Source organism: Spirosoma fluminis, assembly GCF_054778895.1.
The window spans coordinates 469,166-486,281 of the sequence record NZ_BAAGZD010000041.1 but is presented as its reverse complement, the minus strand read 5'-3'; the positions used below and the strand labels follow the sequence as shown (position 1 = coordinate 486,281).

The following is a 17,116-nucleotide window of genomic DNA, read 5'->3' as shown; positions in this document are numbered from 1 at the left end:
GCGGTCCTGCATGCTCACAGCTTGTGTCTTTCTTCTATACTCTAAATTTGCCTACATCAATCGCTTGATGAGCTGTTCTACCGAGATGCCTTCCGCTTCGGCTTTGAAGTTACGCACCACGCGGTGACGAAGAATGGGTAAGGCTACAGCTCGCACATCTTCAATATCCGGCGAGTATTTGCCATTTAGCAAGGCATTGCACTTTGCCGCCAGAATCAGGGCCTGCGAAGCCCGTGGGCCCGCTCCCCACTCTAAATACTGATTCGCATCCGTGGCCGCCATTTCTGTATTCGGCCGGGTTTTGTGCACCAGCTTAACCGCGTATTCCACTACGTTGTCGACAACCGGTACGCGACGAACCAGATGCTGGAAATCGCGGATTTCTTCGCCGGTGATCACGCGCTGCACGTCATAACGCTGGTCCGACGTGGTGTTTTTCACAATGTCCAGTTCCGACTGATACGAAGGGTAGTCGAGGTAAATGTTGAACATGAAGCGGTCGAGCTGCGCTTCGGGGAGGGGGTACGTACCTTCCTGCTCGATGGGGTTCTGGGTGGCCAACACGAAGAACGGCCGACCTAAGCTGTATTTCTGACCGGCTATGGTAACCGCGTACTCCTGCATCGCTTCGAGCAGAGCCGACTGCGTTTTAGGGGGCGTCCGGTTAATCTCATCGGCGAGGATGATGTTGGCAAAAACGGGTCCTTTGATGAACTTGAAATTACGCTCCTGGTCAAGGGTTTCCGAACCCAGAATGTCGGAAGGCATCAAGTCCGGTGTAAACTGAATGCGATTGAAATCCAGGTCAAGCGCTCCGGCGATGGTCTGGATTAACAGCGTTTTTGCTAATCCTGGTACCCCGACCAGCAGACAGTGCCCCTGACAGAAGATCGCCGTCAGCAGCAGCCGCACGGTTTCGTCCTGACCAATGACAACTTTAGAGATTTCGGTTTTTAATTTCTGGTAGGAATTGGAAAGGGCTTCCGCAGCCGCGACATCGGATGAATAAGGCATTTGTTAACGGATAATTGAGTAAGGAAAAACAGAAACTGAATAATGAGGAAAGCCCCAGAACAAATGACCAGCAAATTAGCATTATTGCTGCTTTGCTGGTCATTTATTTCGGCAAACATTATTCAATCATTCATTGCCGCTACTTCCACCCAAACTGGCGGCACTTCCCTGCGTGGTACCAAAAATTCGGCACCCCTGAAATTCGGGATCAACGGTGATATACACATCCGCAACTGACTTCCGGAACCAACTGTCGATGGCCGTATTCTTTTTGTTAGTCAGCACGATATTCTGAAGTTTTTCAAAGTCTAATTTGAAGTCGGCGGTATGCGGAGCCACTTTGCTCTTGAAATACAGCAGCCGAACAGCACTCTTGCCATCTTCGGTCCGGTACGGAAGGGCCGCCGAAACGCTGCCCACTTTCATGGTATCCAGCATCTGGAAAAGAGCGTATTCCATAGAACCATCCATCGCCAAGCGGCTGCTGCCCGATTGGGGATCACGTAGCAGGCCACCTGCATCGGCGGTCGCTTTATCTTCCGAGAAGTCGTGAGCGGCTTTGTCAAACTTCAACGAGTCAATCTGGATCAGCGTACGCAGACTGTCCAGGTAACGAGTTGGGCCAGTCAGGTCTAACCGGTTGTAATCGGGACGTAACAGAATGTGCCGGGCGTGGTATTCGGCCCCCCGGGTTTCCAGCAGCTGAATCAGGTGCAGACCAAACTCCGATTCAACAATATCCGACAGTTCATTGGGCTTAAGTTTCAGGGCCGCGCCTTCGAAGGGGGCTACCATCATGCCCCGCTTGGCAAAGCCTAAGTCGCCCCCGTTTTGTGCGGAGCCAACGTCTTCCGAAGTTTCTTTGGCTAGTTTGGCAAAATCTTCACCGGCTTCAACGCGCTTTTTAATATCAATCAGTCGCTGACGCAATGCCTCTTTCTGTTCTTTCGTCGGTTTGGCAAAGCGAACGATCTGGCCGACTTCTACTTCGGCGGGCATATACGGCAAACTATCTTTGGGAATTGCATCGAAGAATTTACGAACCTCGCGGGGAGTCACCTTAACGTCCGTTGTGATTTTCTGCTGCATCTTCTGAACGATCTTCTGGTCTCTTACCTGCTGGCGTAATTCGCTTTTGAGCATCTCCAGGCTTTTGCCGTAGGCTTCGACAATGTTCTTCTCCGAGCCGAACTGCTGCGCCATGTACTGCATCCGCGAGTCAAGCTCACTGTCAACCAGTTTTTCTTCGACGACAACCGAGTCAATTTCGGCTTTGGCGAGCATCATCTTATTGATAACCAGGCTCTCCAGAAGCTGACACTTCTGCGGAGGAGTCTGGTTCTGGCCAACGTACGACTGGTAGGCTTCTTCCAGATCGGACCGTAATACGTAGTAATTGTCGACCTTGGCAATGATCTTGTTCAGGCTGATTCCCTGACCCTGCCCAAACACGGGAGCCGTCAGACACCAGCCAACCAATAGAACGAACGCACTGCTAATTACTTTTTTCATGTCTAAATATACGAACAGAACGTGTAGCGCCCTGACTTTTAAGGTTTTTTAAGTTTACAAACAACGCGCGCAGCTTTCCTGGCCCGTCGTGACCGGGACTCGGCTGGTAGGGTTATTTAGTGAGTTTACGAATCTCATCTTCGTTGACTTTTACCGGATATTTCTGCCGAAGCTGAGCGATCCACTGCCGTTCGAGCACCGACTGGTAGTCATTGATAACGGTTCCCCGGGCTTCGGCAAACGTTTTGGCCCGCGCTGGTTCAATGCGGTCGATGATGACCGAAATCGCTTTGTTATCGCGCTGCAGGGTCGTTGTCCCCACTTTCCATTGACTAATACTATCCAGATACGGGTTAGCGCCCTGGGCAAAGGCTCCTTCCAGAATGGTCACGGCGGGCGAATCGGAGGCCGACTGCGGTTTGCTGCTGAGCACTTTCGCTACGTCGGTTTTGGCCGTAGAAAAATACTGGAACGTTACCCGCCGATGCACTTTCGGGTCGGCTGCCGTAGTCAGGCCGGGCCGTGCACCCTGGTAATCTTTCTCCATGATGCGGCTCAGCGCAACGCCGTTCTGTTGCAGGTAATTTACCACGGCCCGGATGCGACTGGTCGACACTGAATCGGATTCGGACGGGTCGTGGGAGCCGGTCACTTCCACAATATACTCGGGATTACGGGTCATGGCGACCAGTACGTCGAACAAGGTTTCGCGCAGGGATGGCGTCAGCACCGTTTGATTTTTGTCGTAGGCCAGATCGGGTGCCGACCGGCGAAGCTGATACGGTGGCTTGCCGTTGAGCATATCGGTGGCCTGCTTCAACAGGGCCTCGTTTTGCGCAACAATAACTGTGGCTACGGCACGTTCCGGGAAACGGTACTTCTCTTTGTTCTGGTCGTAATACTGTAGCTGGCCCGTTGAGTCCGTCATGGAACGCTCCCAGACGTTGCGTTCCATCACCTGCGATAACAGCACCCCGTCGCGGATTTCGCTGAGCAGTGACCGAAACTCCGGTGACTTCTTGTCCAGATTAGCTTCTTCGGTCGCAATCAACTGGTCGCCGATAAACCGGTCGAGCAGTCGGCGCATGGCCGTAGCGGGCGAGCCCAGAGGGAGCGTTGCCTGAACGGCCGCGGCTGGTAAGGCTGGGTTGCGCTGCGGTTGCTGGCGCTGGCGAACATAAGCGAAAAACTCATTGGCCGTGTAAGGCTTGTCGGCGATCGTTACAATCGCTTTGTTTTGCAGACCCGGCTCCAATGGCTCAGTGTATTTCCATTGCCCACGTAGTAAACTGCTGTCGGCTTTGGTAAGAGCCGTAGTCACCACCGCTTTGTCTTCGTTCACTGAATACTCTTTCCGTAACCGCTGAACCGTGGCCTGCCGTAATACGTCGGCGCGGGTGTCGGTCGTCACCCGCTGGCGCAGAGCGGGAGCCAGTTCGGTATATGGTTCGAGACCTATCCGGCTGATGAGTTTGATGATGTGCCAGCCGTAGTTGGTACGTACCGGTTGTGAGTAATCGCCGGGATTCCTGAGGGCAAAGGCGGCTTCTTCAAAGGCGGGCACGTGCCGACCCGTCGTGAAAGTGGGTAATACGCCCCCGTTGTTGCGGGACGTAACGTCGTCGGATACTTCGCGGCAAACCGTCTCGAACGACTCACCTTTCTGCAGACGGGCATAAGCCGCATCGATGCGCCGTTGAGCCGCTGCCTGTCCGGCTTCATCGGCGCTTGGGCTCATCCGAACCAGAATGTGAGCGGCATTGATTCGACCCCGACTCGGCCGGCGGTCATTGACCTTGATCAGGTGGTAGCCAAAACGAGTACGAACCGGGGCCGAAATTCGTCCGGCAGGCGTAGCGTAAGCCGCATTTTCCAGGGGATAAATTGCCGAAAACGCCGTGATGTAGCCCAGGTCACCCCCTTTAGAAGCGGTAATCGCATCTTTCGACTGCTCGCGGGCCAGTTTGGCAAAGTCTTCCCCTGCCAGCGCCTGTTTATGAATCGCCTGAATGGTTTGGTACGCTGCCAGGGTATCGGCCGGGGCGGCATCTTCAACGACCGGAATCAGAATGTGGGCGATGTTAAGTTCTTCCTGCATCCGCTGATACGCTTCGGCCGCCAGGGATTCGACCAGCACTTTATCGGTCAGATACGACTGCGCCAGCTGCTTCCGATAGGTATTCATCTCTTCGCGGAAGGCCTCGGTCGTGTCTCGACCTTCGGTTTCGGCCGCGAGCACTTTCAGCTTCAGGTTGGTATACAGATCAAAGTAATCCTTTACGTCCGTCCGCTGAGCGGAGTCCGACGAAAGCTGGTTCTTCGTGAACGACTGAAAGAAATCGTCGGTAGAAAAGTCTTTGTTCCCCAGCGTCAGAATAACCGGTTGTGGGGGTGTTTGCTGAACGACGGGTGCGGTTGTTTTACAGGCTGTAACGAAAAAAGCCAGCAAAAGACCGCCGGTGAGGTGGCGCATAGCGTCGAAAAAATGTGATGTCAGGATATTAAACGAACAGATTTGAAGAGAAAAACATTCGCTCAAATCGGTATAGGATTGAGATAGCTGACGGTGCGAACCAGGTTTTACGTAGTAACGACAAAGTTGCCGGTTAGCGTACAGGGCGAATCGTTACAGTCTTCAGGGTAATGTCATAGTCAAGCCGGTACTCGAACGTATCGCGCAGATTTCGACCCGTAAATACGGCCGGAACGCGCACGAATCGCTGCTTTTTCTGCCGAAACTTGGCTTCTGCTATTTCCATACTGCTTTGGCCCAGTAAGTCATCATTGTCGAGTTGATCCACCAGCTTGAGACCAACGCCCGAAGCAGCTAAGCCGGCCGCTACGTATTTCAGCGGGGTTAGCACTTCGGTTGCCGTAATCAGAAACGCGGCTGGTCCACTCACCAGATTATGCACTTTCCGGACCTGCTCCAGCAACTGCTTCGCGCGGTTGTAATCGTCTACTTCAATCAATACGAGTGAGGCTACGATTTTGCCGTTACGGGGTAGTTCGAGCTGAATCGGCTGAGCCTGGCGTGGACCGGATGCCTGTAGATCAAGCAACTGGTTTTTCTGAACCGGCTCCACGCCCCAGCCCCCGTTCACTACGGCAACCGGTTTGTTAGCGGCATCGTAGCTGGTTAACGAATACGCCATCATCAGCTCGTCGCGTCGACTCACGGTTTCTTCCAGATTCACTGCTTTCAGGGATCGGGGAGCTAGCTCGGCAGTGAGCGCTGGCTGACGGGCGCAGCCCATGAACGCCAGCATCGTAATTAAGCAGAGTAAGCAGATTCGCATGATGAGTTAAACCAAAGCATGAACTTCTTCAACAATAGACTGACCCGATGAGCCGTCGCCACTGGTCCATTGCCAGCGCTCGTGCAGCCGAATCCGGCCGTCGGGTAAAAGTTCTGGCGTAGACTGACAGCGACCGGTCATCAATTCGCCCTGGGTATTGACGTGCTGATAGCGCATATCGAGGCTGTTGTCGGGCTGAACGGTAGCAATCAAAAATCCTTTCGCAATCGACCCTCCTTTGTAGTCAGCCCATACAACCTGGCCTTCCTGATGGTAGTGAAACAACGTATCGCCACTCACTTCGCCATTGGCGGTGTTCGTAACGGAGCGAAATAGCTTATTGTCGTACATAGTTCGTCTGAACCGCACGGGCGGCCCCGCCGGACTGAGAGGATTAGAAGGATTTACAGGACTTTGTTTTTGCAAGTGCACTGGGGCATAATTCTGTAAATCCTTCTACTCCAGGCAACGTCGGCAATTTTCTTAAATAAGTAACAAAATCCTGTACCTCCATTTAACCGGATAAATCCCGCGGGGTCGCCCAGGCGGTTCAGACAGTAGGCTCCTGCTGACTGAGGCAGTGGAAACTACCCAGGCCCCACACAATATCTGTCGAATCAATACCGACGATTTTGCGATCCGGAAAACACTGCCCGATTATGTCCAGCGCCGGTTGGTCCTTATCGCAGCGGAACGTAGGAACGATGACCGAGCCGTTGGTGATCAGGAAATTGGCGTATGAAGCGGGTAACCGCAGGCCATCGCTCACGACCGGATCGGGCATGGGCAACTCGACAATGTTGAGTTGTTTGCCGTTCAGCAGCCGCATCTGGCGCAGTTCGTGGTGAATCTCCTGCAAAAACGGATAATTATCGTCGTTCGGATCAGGCTCATAGGCGGCTAACACCGTGTCTTCGTTCACAAACCGGACCGTGTCATCGATGTGCCCGTCGGTATCGTCGCCAACGATGCCTTCTTCAACCCAGAGCACCTGCTGAACCCCGTAATAGTCGCACAGGTACCGCTCAATATCGGCCTGCGTCAGGTGACTGTTGCGGTTCTGGTTCAGTAGGCACGCCCGGCTGGTCAGCACGGTACCAGCCCCGTTGAATTCCACCGAGCCGCCTTCCATGATAATCCCCGGTGTTACGTAGTCCAGGCCCCGATAATGGGCAATCTCAACCGGAATGAGGTCGTCGCGATCGTACGGCGGATACTTACCTCCCCAGGCATTGTAGCCCCAGTTCACGATCATGCGTTGCTTTTTCTCGGGGTTTATCAAAAATGCCGGACCATGATCGCGGCACCAGGAATCGTTGGTGGGGTGAGACAGGAGTGTAATCCGGCTCATGTCGGCACCAGCCGCCAGCAGCCGTAGTTTGGCCGCCTGAATAACAATATTGTTATGGGCGTTGATACAGACCTCTTCGCTCTCAGAAATGGCTTTGATAAAGTCGATGTAAGCCGGAAACATAAGCTCCTGCCGCTCTTTTGTCCAGGACGCTTCGGTATGCGGCCAGCTCAGCCAGGTGGCTACGTGCGGATGCCATTCGGCCGGGAAAAAGAAGCCTTCCCGAGTTGGGGTCGGCGTAAGTTCAGATGATGTATTCAAGGATATGCTGTTGGTACGGGTACAAACTAGGCCGCAAAGGTACAAAATTAGCCTGGGTCAGTCAGTAGATTCGCAGTTAAACCGTTGTGGCTAAGCGGCTGATCGCATCTACGGTTAACCCTTCAAAATTGTCGATAACCAGGCTGGCACCGCTGTCTGCCAGTTCTTCACGGGTGTGGGTGGTTGCCAGCGCCACTACGTTCATCCCCGCCCTAAGCCCTGCCTCAATACCCGCAAAAGCGTCTTCAAAGACAACGCATCGGGCTGGCTCGAGGCTTAGACGTTCAGCGGCTTTCAGGTAGATTTCGGGATCGGGTTTGCCGCGCTCCACCATGCTGGCATCTACTACGGTGTCGAAGTACGGGCGCAGCTGAAGACCGTCGAGGGTAAACTGAACGTTGCTCATGGGTGCCGACGTACCGACCGCCAGTTTAACGCCCTGGGCTTTGAGGGCACTCAGAAAGCTCCGTAAACCCGGCGCGGGTTGCAGATGTAACCGGTATAACTCGCGGTAAATAGCCTCTTTTTCTTCGGTCAGAACAATGAGTTCGCCGTCGGCAATGGGCCGCTCAAATACGTACGTCATGGCATCCGCCGATACGTGTCCGTTGATGTGTTCGAGGTACTGGTCTTTGGTTAACGGGCGGTTGTAATGATGGGCAAATTGAAGCCAGGCGTTGACGTGAAAGTCGATGTTGTCGATCAGCACGCCGTCCATGTCGAAGAGGGCACCCCAGGAATGGGGTGCAAACGTAGCGTTGGGCATAGAACGAAGTTTTAGGCGCAAAGAAAGGGCATTGTACCCGGTTCGGTTCTGGCGGCTGACTAATTTATTCGTGGGCGGCCAGAACCGAACCGGCCAATCCGAGTTAAGCTTGAATGGCTACGTATCACTCGATTCCTGATCAGATCAATCTCTTGCTGGCGCAAAATCAGTCGCCCGAAGCAACCTTACAGCAACTCGTCCAAACCGTCGGTACAGCCCTGGCGGCTGATCGCTGTTTTCTTTACGTTCGGCAGCCGGATCAGCAGCACGGGCGGATTGCCTTTTGCTGGTGCAGGGACGACACCATTCCGAATGTTATCCAGCCCGACTGGCAACCGGATACCATTGATCTGCCCAACGAAGATCCGCTGTTCAGAGCGGCCAATACGATGCGTCCATCGGTCTACGTAGACGATGTTGAAACGGCGGGGCCGGACGTATTGAATCGTGATTTCGAGCACAAGACTTTTGGTCACCGTGCGCTGATCCACGCCCACATCCAGCAGGACGGCCAGTTGTGGGGAATACTCCAGCCGTGTATGTTTGGGAAGCCCAGACACTGGACAGGTGAAGAAAAAGCCCAGCTTGAGACTGCTTTGCCTTGTTTGCAACCGGTTATCGCTGATTACGTAGGGTCACTGGCTACGTAGCCGGGTAAGTCGGGCGTGGAGAGAACATCGCCTGCCAGCACGGCTGCTTCGTGCAACAGCTCCGTCGCGACCAGTTCGTCAGAAACCTCCTCAATCCGTTCGTCAAAGGTGTCAATATCGTCTTCCGTTGTTTCCGAAGTGGACTGCATACCGACCAGCAACCGACCCACGTAGAGCAGACTAAGCGAAAAACGTAACTCGGGTAAGATGCGGCTGTGGCGGGTTGAGGGTTCTGCATTCATATACGGTAGTAACAAAAGCACGGCCCGCTTGGGTTCGTCCCGGCTAGAGTTCCTTGATTTTCATGTTCCGGAAATAGATGGGTGCTCCGGCATGTTTGCCCTGCAAGCCAATGTACCCGCGCAGGGGGAGTTCGGCGGCTGGTTTATTCAGCCAGGCGGGTACTTCGGAGCCGTCGGGATTTTTCTTGGCATCCGTAAACTGGCTCAGATCAATGGTGTTGACCAGCTGGTTGTTCAGTACTACGTAAATCAGCTTACCCTGGCAGGTGATTGTGTAGCGGTTCCATTCGCCGGGCTTTTTCACGGCACTCTTCACGGCCGCCTGGTGGCCGAAGAAAGCACCGGAACGCCAGTTGGCGGGCGATTCGGCCCATTGCCTGGCAAAGTCGTCGGCAATCTGAATTTCCACGGAGTTGGGTATCCAGTTGGTGGTATCGCTGGCATGAACCACGACGCCACTGTTGGTGCCGTCGGCAGTCTTGAACTGCAAGTCGAGTATGAAGTCAGTATAAAGTTGCTTGGTCCAGATGGCTTTATCCGCCGTGGCCGTAAGCTCTCCTTCCTCCATCTTCCAGACGCCTTTCGGATAATTGGCATCCGATAAATCGGTTTCGAACAGGTATTTCCAGCCCGCTCCGACCGGATTGGGGTGGCCTTTGGGGGGCGTCTGCGCGAACGTTGAGCAGGCTAAGCTGAAGAGGGTTACAGTAATCGCCAGGGATAAGACTTTTGTCATGGCTTGTTAGGCAGGGGATGTATTGATTACAAAAAAACGGAAAGTTAGCCACAAGCCCGCAAACAGCTTCCATCTTTCATTTGGGCGTTACTTAACTACGTACTAAAATGGACTTGGGTTGCTTAGGATAAGGCTTGAGGTGGGGGTGAGCCCGCCGGTTTCGTCCGGTCCTGCGGTAACGGCACAAATTCTGCATTGTCGTTAGGGGGTAGAGGAATACGACCCGCTTCCCAGTCAGCTTTTGCCTGTTTGATCCGTTCTTTTTGAGAAGATACGAAGTTCCACCGCACCGGCGGCCCGGCAGATGAACCGTTCGCCCAGTGGCTCGCCCCCCAACAACAGGTTTCATTAGCGATGAGCACTGGATCGATGCCTGGTGTAAAGATCAGCAACTGACCTACCCCGAAGCGCTGTCCATTCACTTCCACGCTGCCTTTCGCTACGTAAGCGCCCCGCTCAGCATGATCTTGGGGTAAGCCGAAGCGAGTACCGGGTTGCAGAACGATATGGGCGTAGAACAGTGGTGAGTGTTAACCCCATTCTGCAACCCGAACGCCTGCCCGGCGATCAAGCGCATCCAGACACTCTTATCCGTGAAAACAGGGAGTTCATCCGGCTGGTAATTGTCGAAGGTTGGCACGTTTTCTTCGATAGCTTCGGGCAGGGCAACCCAGGTTTGGATCATTTCCAACGTACCACCGGCCAGCACGGCCGGGTCTTCGAAGCGTTCGGAGTGGGCAATGCCCCGACCGGGCCGTCATCCAGTTTACTTCGCCGGGCCGAATTACCTGCTGAACTCCCAGGCTGTCGCGGTGGGTAACCTGACCATCGAAGAGATAGCTGACGGTCGACAGGCCGATGTGGGGATGGGGTAATACGTCCAGGTTCGAGATCGGTGCCGGGTCAATACTGACTGGTCCGCCATGATCCATGAAAATAAAGGGGCCCAGCATCCGGCGCAGTCGATACGGAAGAATACGACGAACAGTAAAGCCATTGCCTAACGACGCAGGGCGAGCGTCAATGATCAGATCAAGCATGAGTACCGGGCAGAGGTTAGCGTGTGACGATGGGTTAATGGTACGCACTTTTCGGCAATCCGTCTAACGCGCTTTACGAGTATGACGCAAGTTGTAGCTTGCTGACTTAGGTCGTTGCTGCTACGTAACCTCTGTAAATCAAATCAACACAGTAGAGCTAAAACCACCGGCTCATGTACTGGCCGAAGGTGTCTTTGTATTGGTCACTCACTGGAATGACGGCCGAACCAATCTGAACCGAGTTGCGGGTGACGGCGCTGATTCGGTCGAGGGCGATGATAAACGAGCGATGCACGCGCATGAACTGGCGGGTAGGCAGTTTTTCTTCGAGTGCTTTCAGACTCGTCAGCGACAGGAGTGGCTTCACCGGGTCGCTCTGGCGGTATACCTTTACGTAGTCTTTTAGGCCTTCTATGTACAGAATGTCGCTAAAGTCGACCCGCACAAGCTGATATTCAACCTTTAGAAACAGGTAATCGTCACCGGCTTCGACCGGGGCGGCTGGCAAAACGGGGGCAGAAGCCGGAGTTTGTGCGCGTTGTCGCAGTTCGAAGTACTGACGGGCTTTACTGGCCGCCCGCAAAAACTCTTCGTAATTAAACGGTTTCAAGAGGTAGTCCAGCGCATCGACCCGGTAGCCGTCCAGGGCGTATTGATCGAAGGCGGTCGTGAAGATAATGCGGGTGGGGTGCCCGACGGTGCTCCGTTCCAGGACACGCGCCAGTTCCAGACCCGTCAGGTCGGGCATCTGAATATCGAGAAAGATTATATCGATGGGTTGTTGCAACAGGCCCTGAAGGGCTTCCACGGCGCTGCTGTACCGACCCGCCAGCTTGAGAAACGGGGTCTTTTCGATGAACGCGCAGACCAGACCGAGCGCCAGCGGTTCGTCATCTACGGCGATGCAGTTCAGCGTCATGCCAGGTCGAGGGTTAATTGAACGTGGTATTCACCCGCGGGGGTTTGTTCGTCAATGTGTAAGTTATACCGGTCGGGATACAGCAAATCGAGCCGCCGACGGGTATTCACCAGGCCAATGCCGTTACTGACGTCGAGCGACGGTTTTTTATCAACGAACCGGGTGTTCCGGACATCAATCTGAAGCTGCCGCTGCCGCTGCTGAATACCAATATAGATCGAGCTTGGATGCAAGGCACTGATGCCATGCTTGAACGCATTTTCGACAAAGGGCAGCAGAATCATGGGCGCGATGGGCATATCGTGGAGCGGAACCGGCGGCTCTACCGTTATGGTAACCTTATCAGTCAGGCGGAGTTGCATCAGCTGGATATAGTCGTTCACAAAATCCAGTTCCTTGCTGAGCATAGTCGTGCCCGTATGCGTGTCATATAGTACGTAACGCATCATGCGGGAGAGCCGGTGGATGGCTTGCCGGGCAGTTTCGCTGTCAATGAGCGTCAGCGCGTAGATGTTGTTCAGCGTATTAAAGAAAAAGTGCGGATTGATCTGCGCTTTCAGGTAAGATAATTCCGAGGTGGCTCTGGCCTGCTCCAGCGCCTGCCGCAATTCGGCATCGGCCTGCCATTTTTGTAGGACGGCTACGCTGGTACTAATTCCCAACACCAGGACAATCGTGAACAGGGTCGGTTGAATCCACCCGTAACGGCGGATGACGCCCCGCCCATCCGGATGAAAGGCGCGGAACATCAATTCGGGCAGATTGAACCAGTTCTCAAACGCGCCTAAAATTAGCAATATGCCAATAATGATGCCGGCCAGCGCAAGGACGTAACGACTTGTTTGCTGACGCAGCAACAGGCGCGGCACCATCCACCGGCTATTGAAATAAAAGGTACCGATCATCAAGGTTTGAAACAGGGCCTGCCTGACCCAGAACAAGCTGGGAAGCTTGATGCCCGAATTTATGGGTTGGTAGAAGAAGAAGGCAAAGCTTAGCAGGAGCCAGCCCAGCACATGAATCAGTACCGAAACGTATCGTCGGGAAAACAACGCAGCTGCCATAGTGGTCGGGAAAAGAGCTAATTTATAGAAAAGCCTCCGTCTGGTAGTGAGCAATCGCTTGCTGGCCCGATTTTGCCGACCGCTTCGCTGATTGAACCGACTAACGGATGAATCCGGTGGTTCGTCGGGTGGAAAGCCGATCCATCGACTCAGAACACCAATTGGCCGACGTTTGTAGCCGCCTTGTCTATTGTATTTTTTAAATATGCAGCGCAGAGGTTGTTTTGGTGTACAATTCGCAATTCACCCAATCATGTCGCATTTCTATCGGCTCCTGCTGCTCACTCTCTGTGGTCTTTCCCTTACGTATCAGCCCGCTTCGGCTCAGTTTGGCCCTCCGGGTGGTGGCCCTCCCAGCTTTGGCGGACAGGATAATCGACGTAACAAAGAGTTTACGGGCGTGGCCGACGATACGCCAAAAGGAAACGGTAAGGTGACCGGTGTGCTTGTTGATTCTACCTCCGGTAAACCCGTTGAGTTTGCGACCGTAGCCTTGATCAGCATGAAGACCAACAAGCCGATCGACGGGACGACCTCCGACGATAAAGGTAACTTTACGCTGAACAAACTGGCAGCAGGCGAATATCGGCTGCAATACTCGTTTATCGGCTACAAAAACCGCGATTCGAAACCGTTCACCATTGCCAAAGGTACCGAACTGAATATGGGTGCCGTGCCGATGCCTGCCGATGTGCGCACGCTGAGCGAAGTCGTGGTAACCGGCCAGGCGGCTCTGATTGAAGAAAAAGTAGACCGGCTCGTTTTCAACGCCGACAAAGACCTGACCGCTAAAGGGGGCGATGCCTCGGATGTGCTGAAGCGGGTGCCGATGCTGTCGGTCGATCTGGATGGCAACGTGAGCCTGCGCGGCAGCCAGAATATCCGGGTGCTGATCAACAACAAACCGTCGACGATTGTGGCGGCTAACGTAGCGGATGCCTTGAAGCAACTGCCCGCCGATATGATTAAATCGGTAGAGGTCATTACGTCTCCTTCGGCTAAATACGATGCCGAAGGCGCGGCTGGGATCATCAATATCATTACCAAGAAGAATACCCTGCACGGGTTGACGCTGAACGTCGATGCCGGAGTGGGCTTGCGGGCGTCAAATCTGGGGCTGAACGGTTCGTACCGACAAGGTAAACTTGGTCTTACGTTAGGAGGCTTTGGCCGTACCATGTATAACCGCCAGGCTTCGAGCCTGGAGCAGACCACACTGGTTGGAGCCCAGCCGCAACGGACCAGCCAGCAAGGTACCGCTTTCGATAAACCTCTGTTCGGTCAGTATACACTCGGTATTGATTACGATCTGGCGAAGAATCAATCGTTATCGGCCAACGTCCGGTTTGGTACCCGTAATTTCATTCAGGAGCAGAATCAGCTAACCAGTACGTTTGTTGGCGGCTCGCCCCTGAACGTAACCAACCGCGATGTAGACCGTAGAGATATCTCGAACTCAGTCGATATGAACCTGGATTACATCCGCACGTTCAAACCGCAGCAGGAGTGGACGATCTCGACGCAGTACAGCCGGACGGGGCTAACCAATAATTTCTTCGCTGACATCCTGAACAATGGCGGTAGCTTAACAGCCCGTCAGCAGAACATCAATAACAACACCAACCAGGAGTTCACGATTCAGAGCGATTACCAGACGCCGATCAAAAAGAACCAACTGCTGGAGTTTGGGGGTAAAGCGATCATGCGCACCGTCGATAGCCGCTATCGGTACCTGGTTGGTTCGGGCGAAAGCGAGTTACGCATTGACCCAACCAACCCGTCGGGGTCGCTGGCCTACGATCAGAACATTGGCGCAGGTTACGTTTCGTATACCTACATCACGCCCAGCAAATACACGTTCAAGGTGGGTACCCGGTATGAGTACACGAGTATCTCGGCGAAGCAGTCCATCAACGAAAGCGCCCGTACAGAACTCAATATTCCCAATTATAGCAATCTGGTGCCCAGCATCAACGTATCGAAAAGTTTAAAGGCGGGAACCACGCTGAAAGCGGCTTATAACCGTCGAATCCAGCGCCCTGGCTTACAGCAGTTGAATCCGAATCCGAATGCGGCTAATCCCCAGATGATTATGGTGGGAAACCCAACGCTGAAGCCTGAATTAACCGATAACGTTGAGTTAAGCCTAAGTACAACGATCAGGAAAACGTACCTGAACGCAGCCGTATTTGGCCGGTTGACCAACAATGCCATTACGCAGGTGCGTATCCCCTCCGATACGTTGCCCGGTGGCATCATTACTACGTTCCAGAACATCGGTGTGCAGCGGACTATGGGCGCAAACGTCTTTTTTAATACGAGCATTACGTCGAAATGGAGCGTTAACGGTGGTCTGGATGGGTATTACGTATACATGCAGGGAACCACGCCGGGCGTTGACGGCCGCACGCTCACGATCAGCAATACGGGCGTGAGCATCGGCGGGCGGCTGATGAGCCAACTGCAACTGGATAAAGGCTGGAGTGCGCAGGTGTTCAGCTTCTGGCGGGGACCGCAGCCGCAGTTGCAGGGAACGATGGGCAGCTTCTACATGTACTCGCTGGGCGTTCGGAAAGACCTGGCCAACAAGCGGGGCAGTATCGGGCTGGCTGCTGAGAACTTCATCACCAACGGGGTAACCATGCGCACAACGCTGAATTCGCCCTTGCTGTCGCAGGTGAGCGTAACGAATCTGTACAACTCGAACGTGAAAGTGACCTTCGCCTATCGTATTGGCAAAATGAGCTTCGACGCTCCTCGTCGCAAAGCCCGTTCGGTAAACAACGACGACGTGAAGGGAGACGGCGGAGATGGGGGCGGTGCCCAGCCGCAGCAGGCCGCACCAGCCGGAGGTGGCCAACCCGGAGGAGGTCGCCCCAGATAAGATTACCATTTCATGAACGTATAAAGGCGCTCACAGTAGGTTGTGAGCGCCTTTATTTTAAAGTGAGCCGCTGACCGAAGCTGGCGAATAGCCCACGTTAACACAAATTACAGACATGCCGGCTTAAAAGGCCTAGGCATGCGTGACGGCCAATTGGGCAGCCTTATCGCTTTGGCGGTAGCTCTTCATAATCCAGCCGCCCCCAATTACATCGTCGCCTTCGTAGAAGACAGCTGCCTGACCGGGAGCAATGGCCGACACGCCCTCGTGGAAGCAGACGTCGATGGTATCGTCCGTTTGTGAAATCGTTGCGGGCGTACCGTCGTGTTTATAGCGCACCTTTGTCAGCGTTTCGATCGGCTGGTCAATCGACGCGTATTTTTGCAGGTTCAGTTTGCTGACGATCATGCCATCGCGGTACAGATCTTTGTCGACACCCAGCACCACCTCGTTCGTTTCTTTCCGAATTTCGGTCACGAACATCGGCTGACCGAATGCCATGCCCAACCCTTTCCGCTGGCCGATAGTATAGAACGGATAACCCTGGTGCTTGCCCAGAATTTTGCCGGTTCCTTCCATCACAAAGTTGCCGCCCGCGACTTCGGCCTCCAGACCGGGCACACGTCGTTTCAGGAATCCCCGGTAGTCGTTGTCGGGTACGAAGCAGATTTCGTAGGATTCAGACTTGGTCACGAGTTCAATGAACCCCCGATCTTTGGCCATTTCGCGAATCTCGGATTTGCGTAGATGACCCAACGGCAGTTTTGTCCGGCTCAGGCTCTCCTGCGACACGCCCCACAATACGTACGACTGATCTTTCAGAGTATCGACACCTTTCGAGATCACGTACCGGTCGTTTTCGCTGCGGATATTGGCGTAGTGACCGGTGGCAATAAATTCGCAGTCGAGCCGGTCGGCCCGGCGGAGCAGCGCATCCCATTTGATGTGCGTATTGCAAAGCACACAGGGATTAGGCGTCCGTCCTTCAATGTATTCACCCGTAAAGTGGTCGATCACGTAATCGCCGAACTCGTTGCGGATGTCCAGGATATAGTGCGGAAAGCCGAGGCTGACGGCAATGTTACGGGCGTCGTTGATGCTGTCGAGGCTGCAGCAGCCGGTTTCTTTTTTGGTACCACCTGAAGAAGCGTAATCCCAGGTTTTCATGGTCATACCAATGACCTCGTAGCCTTCATCGTGCAGCATAACCGCTGCCAGCGAAGAGTCGATGCCGCCACTCATGGCGACCAGAATGCGTCCGTGTTTACTCATGGATCTGCGAGGGTTCAAAGCCCTCCGATTTTAATAGTTTCGGTAAAATTAATCGGTACAGAGCCAACAACCGAATAATCAGGTTTAGTTTCCGTTTCCAGACGAT

Annotated in this window: 17 protein-coding genes; 2 read left to right on the top strand and 15 right to left on the bottom strand. The window is 53.9% G+C overall.

Translation table 11 applies throughout. The features are described from left to right. Nucleotides 1–51: 51 nt before the first annotated feature. From ACYVBJ_RS23900 to ACYVBJ_RS23870, 7 genes are all read right to left on the bottom strand, one after another. Entirely contained in the window at nt 52–1,014 is a 963-nt protein-coding gene (locus ACYVBJ_RS23900) for an AAA family ATPase (protein WP_460984809.1), read from the bottom strand. 126 nt (nt 1,015–1,140) lie between these two features. Beyond that, a complete protein-coding gene (locus tag ACYVBJ_RS23895) occupies nt 1,141–2,526 on the bottom strand; it encodes a peptidylprolyl isomerase (RefSeq protein WP_460984808.1) in 1,386 nt (461 codons plus the stop codon). A 112-nt stretch (nt 2,527–2,638) separates the two neighbouring features. Continuing rightward, complete coding sequence (locus ACYVBJ_RS23890) at nt 2,639–4,999, bottom strand: peptidylprolyl isomerase (protein ID WP_460984807.1); 2,361 nt, start codon at nt 4,997–4,999, stop codon at nt 2,639–2,641. Between the two features lie 133 nt (nt 5,000–5,132). Then, nucleotides 5,133–5,825 (bottom strand): hypothetical protein, encoded by a 693-nt coding sequence (locus tag ACYVBJ_RS23885; protein ID WP_460984806.1) that lies wholly within the window; start codon nt 5,823–5,825, stop codon nt 5,133–5,135. A gap of 6 nt (nt 5,826–5,831) precedes the next feature. Continuing rightward, nucleotides 5,832–6,176, bottom strand: a complete 345-nt coding sequence (locus ACYVBJ_RS23880) for a n-acetylglutamate synthase (RefSeq protein WP_460984805.1) — start codon at nt 6,174–6,176, stop codon at nt 5,832–5,834. Between the two features lie 199 nt (nt 6,177–6,375). Beyond that, on the bottom strand, nt 6,376–7,437 hold the full coding sequence (locus tag ACYVBJ_RS23875) for an agmatine deiminase family protein (RefSeq protein WP_460984804.1): 1,062 nt from the start codon (nt 7,435–7,437) through the stop codon (nt 6,376–6,378). Nucleotides 7,438–7,513: 76 nt separating this feature from the next. Beyond that, nucleotides 7,514–8,203 (bottom strand): HAD family hydrolase, encoded by a 690-nt coding sequence (locus tag ACYVBJ_RS23870; protein ID WP_460984803.1) that lies wholly within the window; start codon nt 8,201–8,203, stop codon nt 7,514–7,516. Nucleotides 8,204–8,316: 113 nt separating this feature from the next. On the opposite strand from ACYVBJ_RS23870, the gene ACYVBJ_RS23865 reads away from it, so the two are divergent. Next, nucleotides 8,317–8,853, top strand: coding sequence for a GAF domain-containing protein (locus ACYVBJ_RS23865; protein ID WP_460984802.1), 537 nt, complete (start codon nt 8,317–8,319; stop codon nt 8,851–8,853). Here ACYVBJ_RS23865 and ACYVBJ_RS23860 read toward each other — a convergent pair. The 7 genes from ACYVBJ_RS23860 to ACYVBJ_RS23830 all read right to left on the bottom strand — a co-directional run bounded on the left by ACYVBJ_RS23860 (nt 8,829) and on the right by ACYVBJ_RS23830 (nt 12,854). Next, nucleotides 8,829–9,095 (bottom strand): hypothetical protein, encoded by a 267-nt coding sequence (locus tag ACYVBJ_RS23860; protein ID WP_460984801.1) that lies wholly within the window; start codon nt 9,093–9,095, stop codon nt 8,829–8,831. The genes ACYVBJ_RS23865 and ACYVBJ_RS23860 overlap by 25 nt on opposite strands. A 43-nt stretch (nt 9,096–9,138) precedes the next feature. Next, nucleotides 9,139–9,831 carry a 3-keto-disaccharide hydrolase gene (locus ACYVBJ_RS23855; protein WP_460984800.1) on the bottom strand — a complete coding sequence of 231 codons (693 nt, stop codon included), beginning with the start codon at nt 9,829–9,831 and terminating at the stop codon, nt 9,139–9,141. A gap of 122 nt (nt 9,832–9,953) precedes the next feature. Continuing rightward, nucleotides 9,954–10,331: a pirin-like C-terminal cupin domain-containing protein gene (locus ACYVBJ_RS23850; protein ID WP_460985272.1), complete on the bottom strand. Its 378-nt coding sequence runs from the start codon at nt 10,329–10,331 to the stop codon at nt 9,954–9,956. Next, nucleotides 10,271–10,471: a hypothetical protein gene (locus ACYVBJ_RS23845; protein WP_460984799.1), complete on the bottom strand. Its 201-nt coding sequence runs from the start codon at nt 10,469–10,471 to the stop codon at nt 10,271–10,273. The genes ACYVBJ_RS23850 and ACYVBJ_RS23845 overlap by 61 nt, the downstream gene beginning before the upstream one ends. Further along, the gene (locus tag ACYVBJ_RS23840) at nt 10,440–10,871 is read right to left on the bottom strand and encodes a pirin family protein (RefSeq protein ID WP_460984798.1); all 432 of its coding nucleotides are present in this window, start codon (nt 10,869–10,871) and stop codon (nt 10,440–10,442) included. The genes ACYVBJ_RS23845 and ACYVBJ_RS23840 overlap by 32 nt, the downstream gene beginning before the upstream one ends. 157 nt (nt 10,872–11,028) lie before the next feature. Next, nucleotides 11,029–11,790, bottom strand: a complete 762-nt coding sequence (locus ACYVBJ_RS23835; RefSeq protein ID WP_460984797.1) for a LytR/AlgR family response regulator transcription factor — start codon at nt 11,788–11,790, stop codon at nt 11,029–11,031. Continuing rightward, nucleotides 11,787–12,854 carry a sensor histidine kinase gene (locus ACYVBJ_RS23830; protein WP_460984796.1) on the bottom strand — a complete coding sequence of 356 codons (1,068 nt, stop codon included), beginning with the start codon at nt 12,852–12,854 and terminating at the stop codon, nt 11,787–11,789. Before ACYVBJ_RS23830 ends, ACYVBJ_RS23835 begins: the two co-directional genes overlap by 4 nt. A gap of 253 nt (nt 12,855–13,107) precedes the next feature. Here ACYVBJ_RS23830 and ACYVBJ_RS23825 point away from each other — a divergent pair, with 253 nt between their 5' ends. Further along, the gene (locus tag ACYVBJ_RS23825) at nt 13,108–15,738 is read left to right on the top strand and encodes a TonB-dependent receptor (RefSeq protein WP_460984795.1); all 2,631 of its coding nucleotides are present in this window, start codon (nt 13,108–13,110) and stop codon (nt 15,736–15,738) included. Between the two features lie 132 nt (nt 15,739–15,870). On the opposite strand, the gene mnmA is transcribed toward ACYVBJ_RS23825, so the two are convergent. Continuing rightward, nucleotides 15,871–17,010, bottom strand: a complete 1,140-nt coding sequence (gene mnmA, locus ACYVBJ_RS23820; RefSeq protein ID WP_460984794.1) for a tRNA 2-thiouridine(34) synthase MnmA — start codon at nt 17,008–17,010, stop codon at nt 15,871–15,873. Between the last annotated feature and the right edge of the window lie 106 nt (nt 17,011–17,116).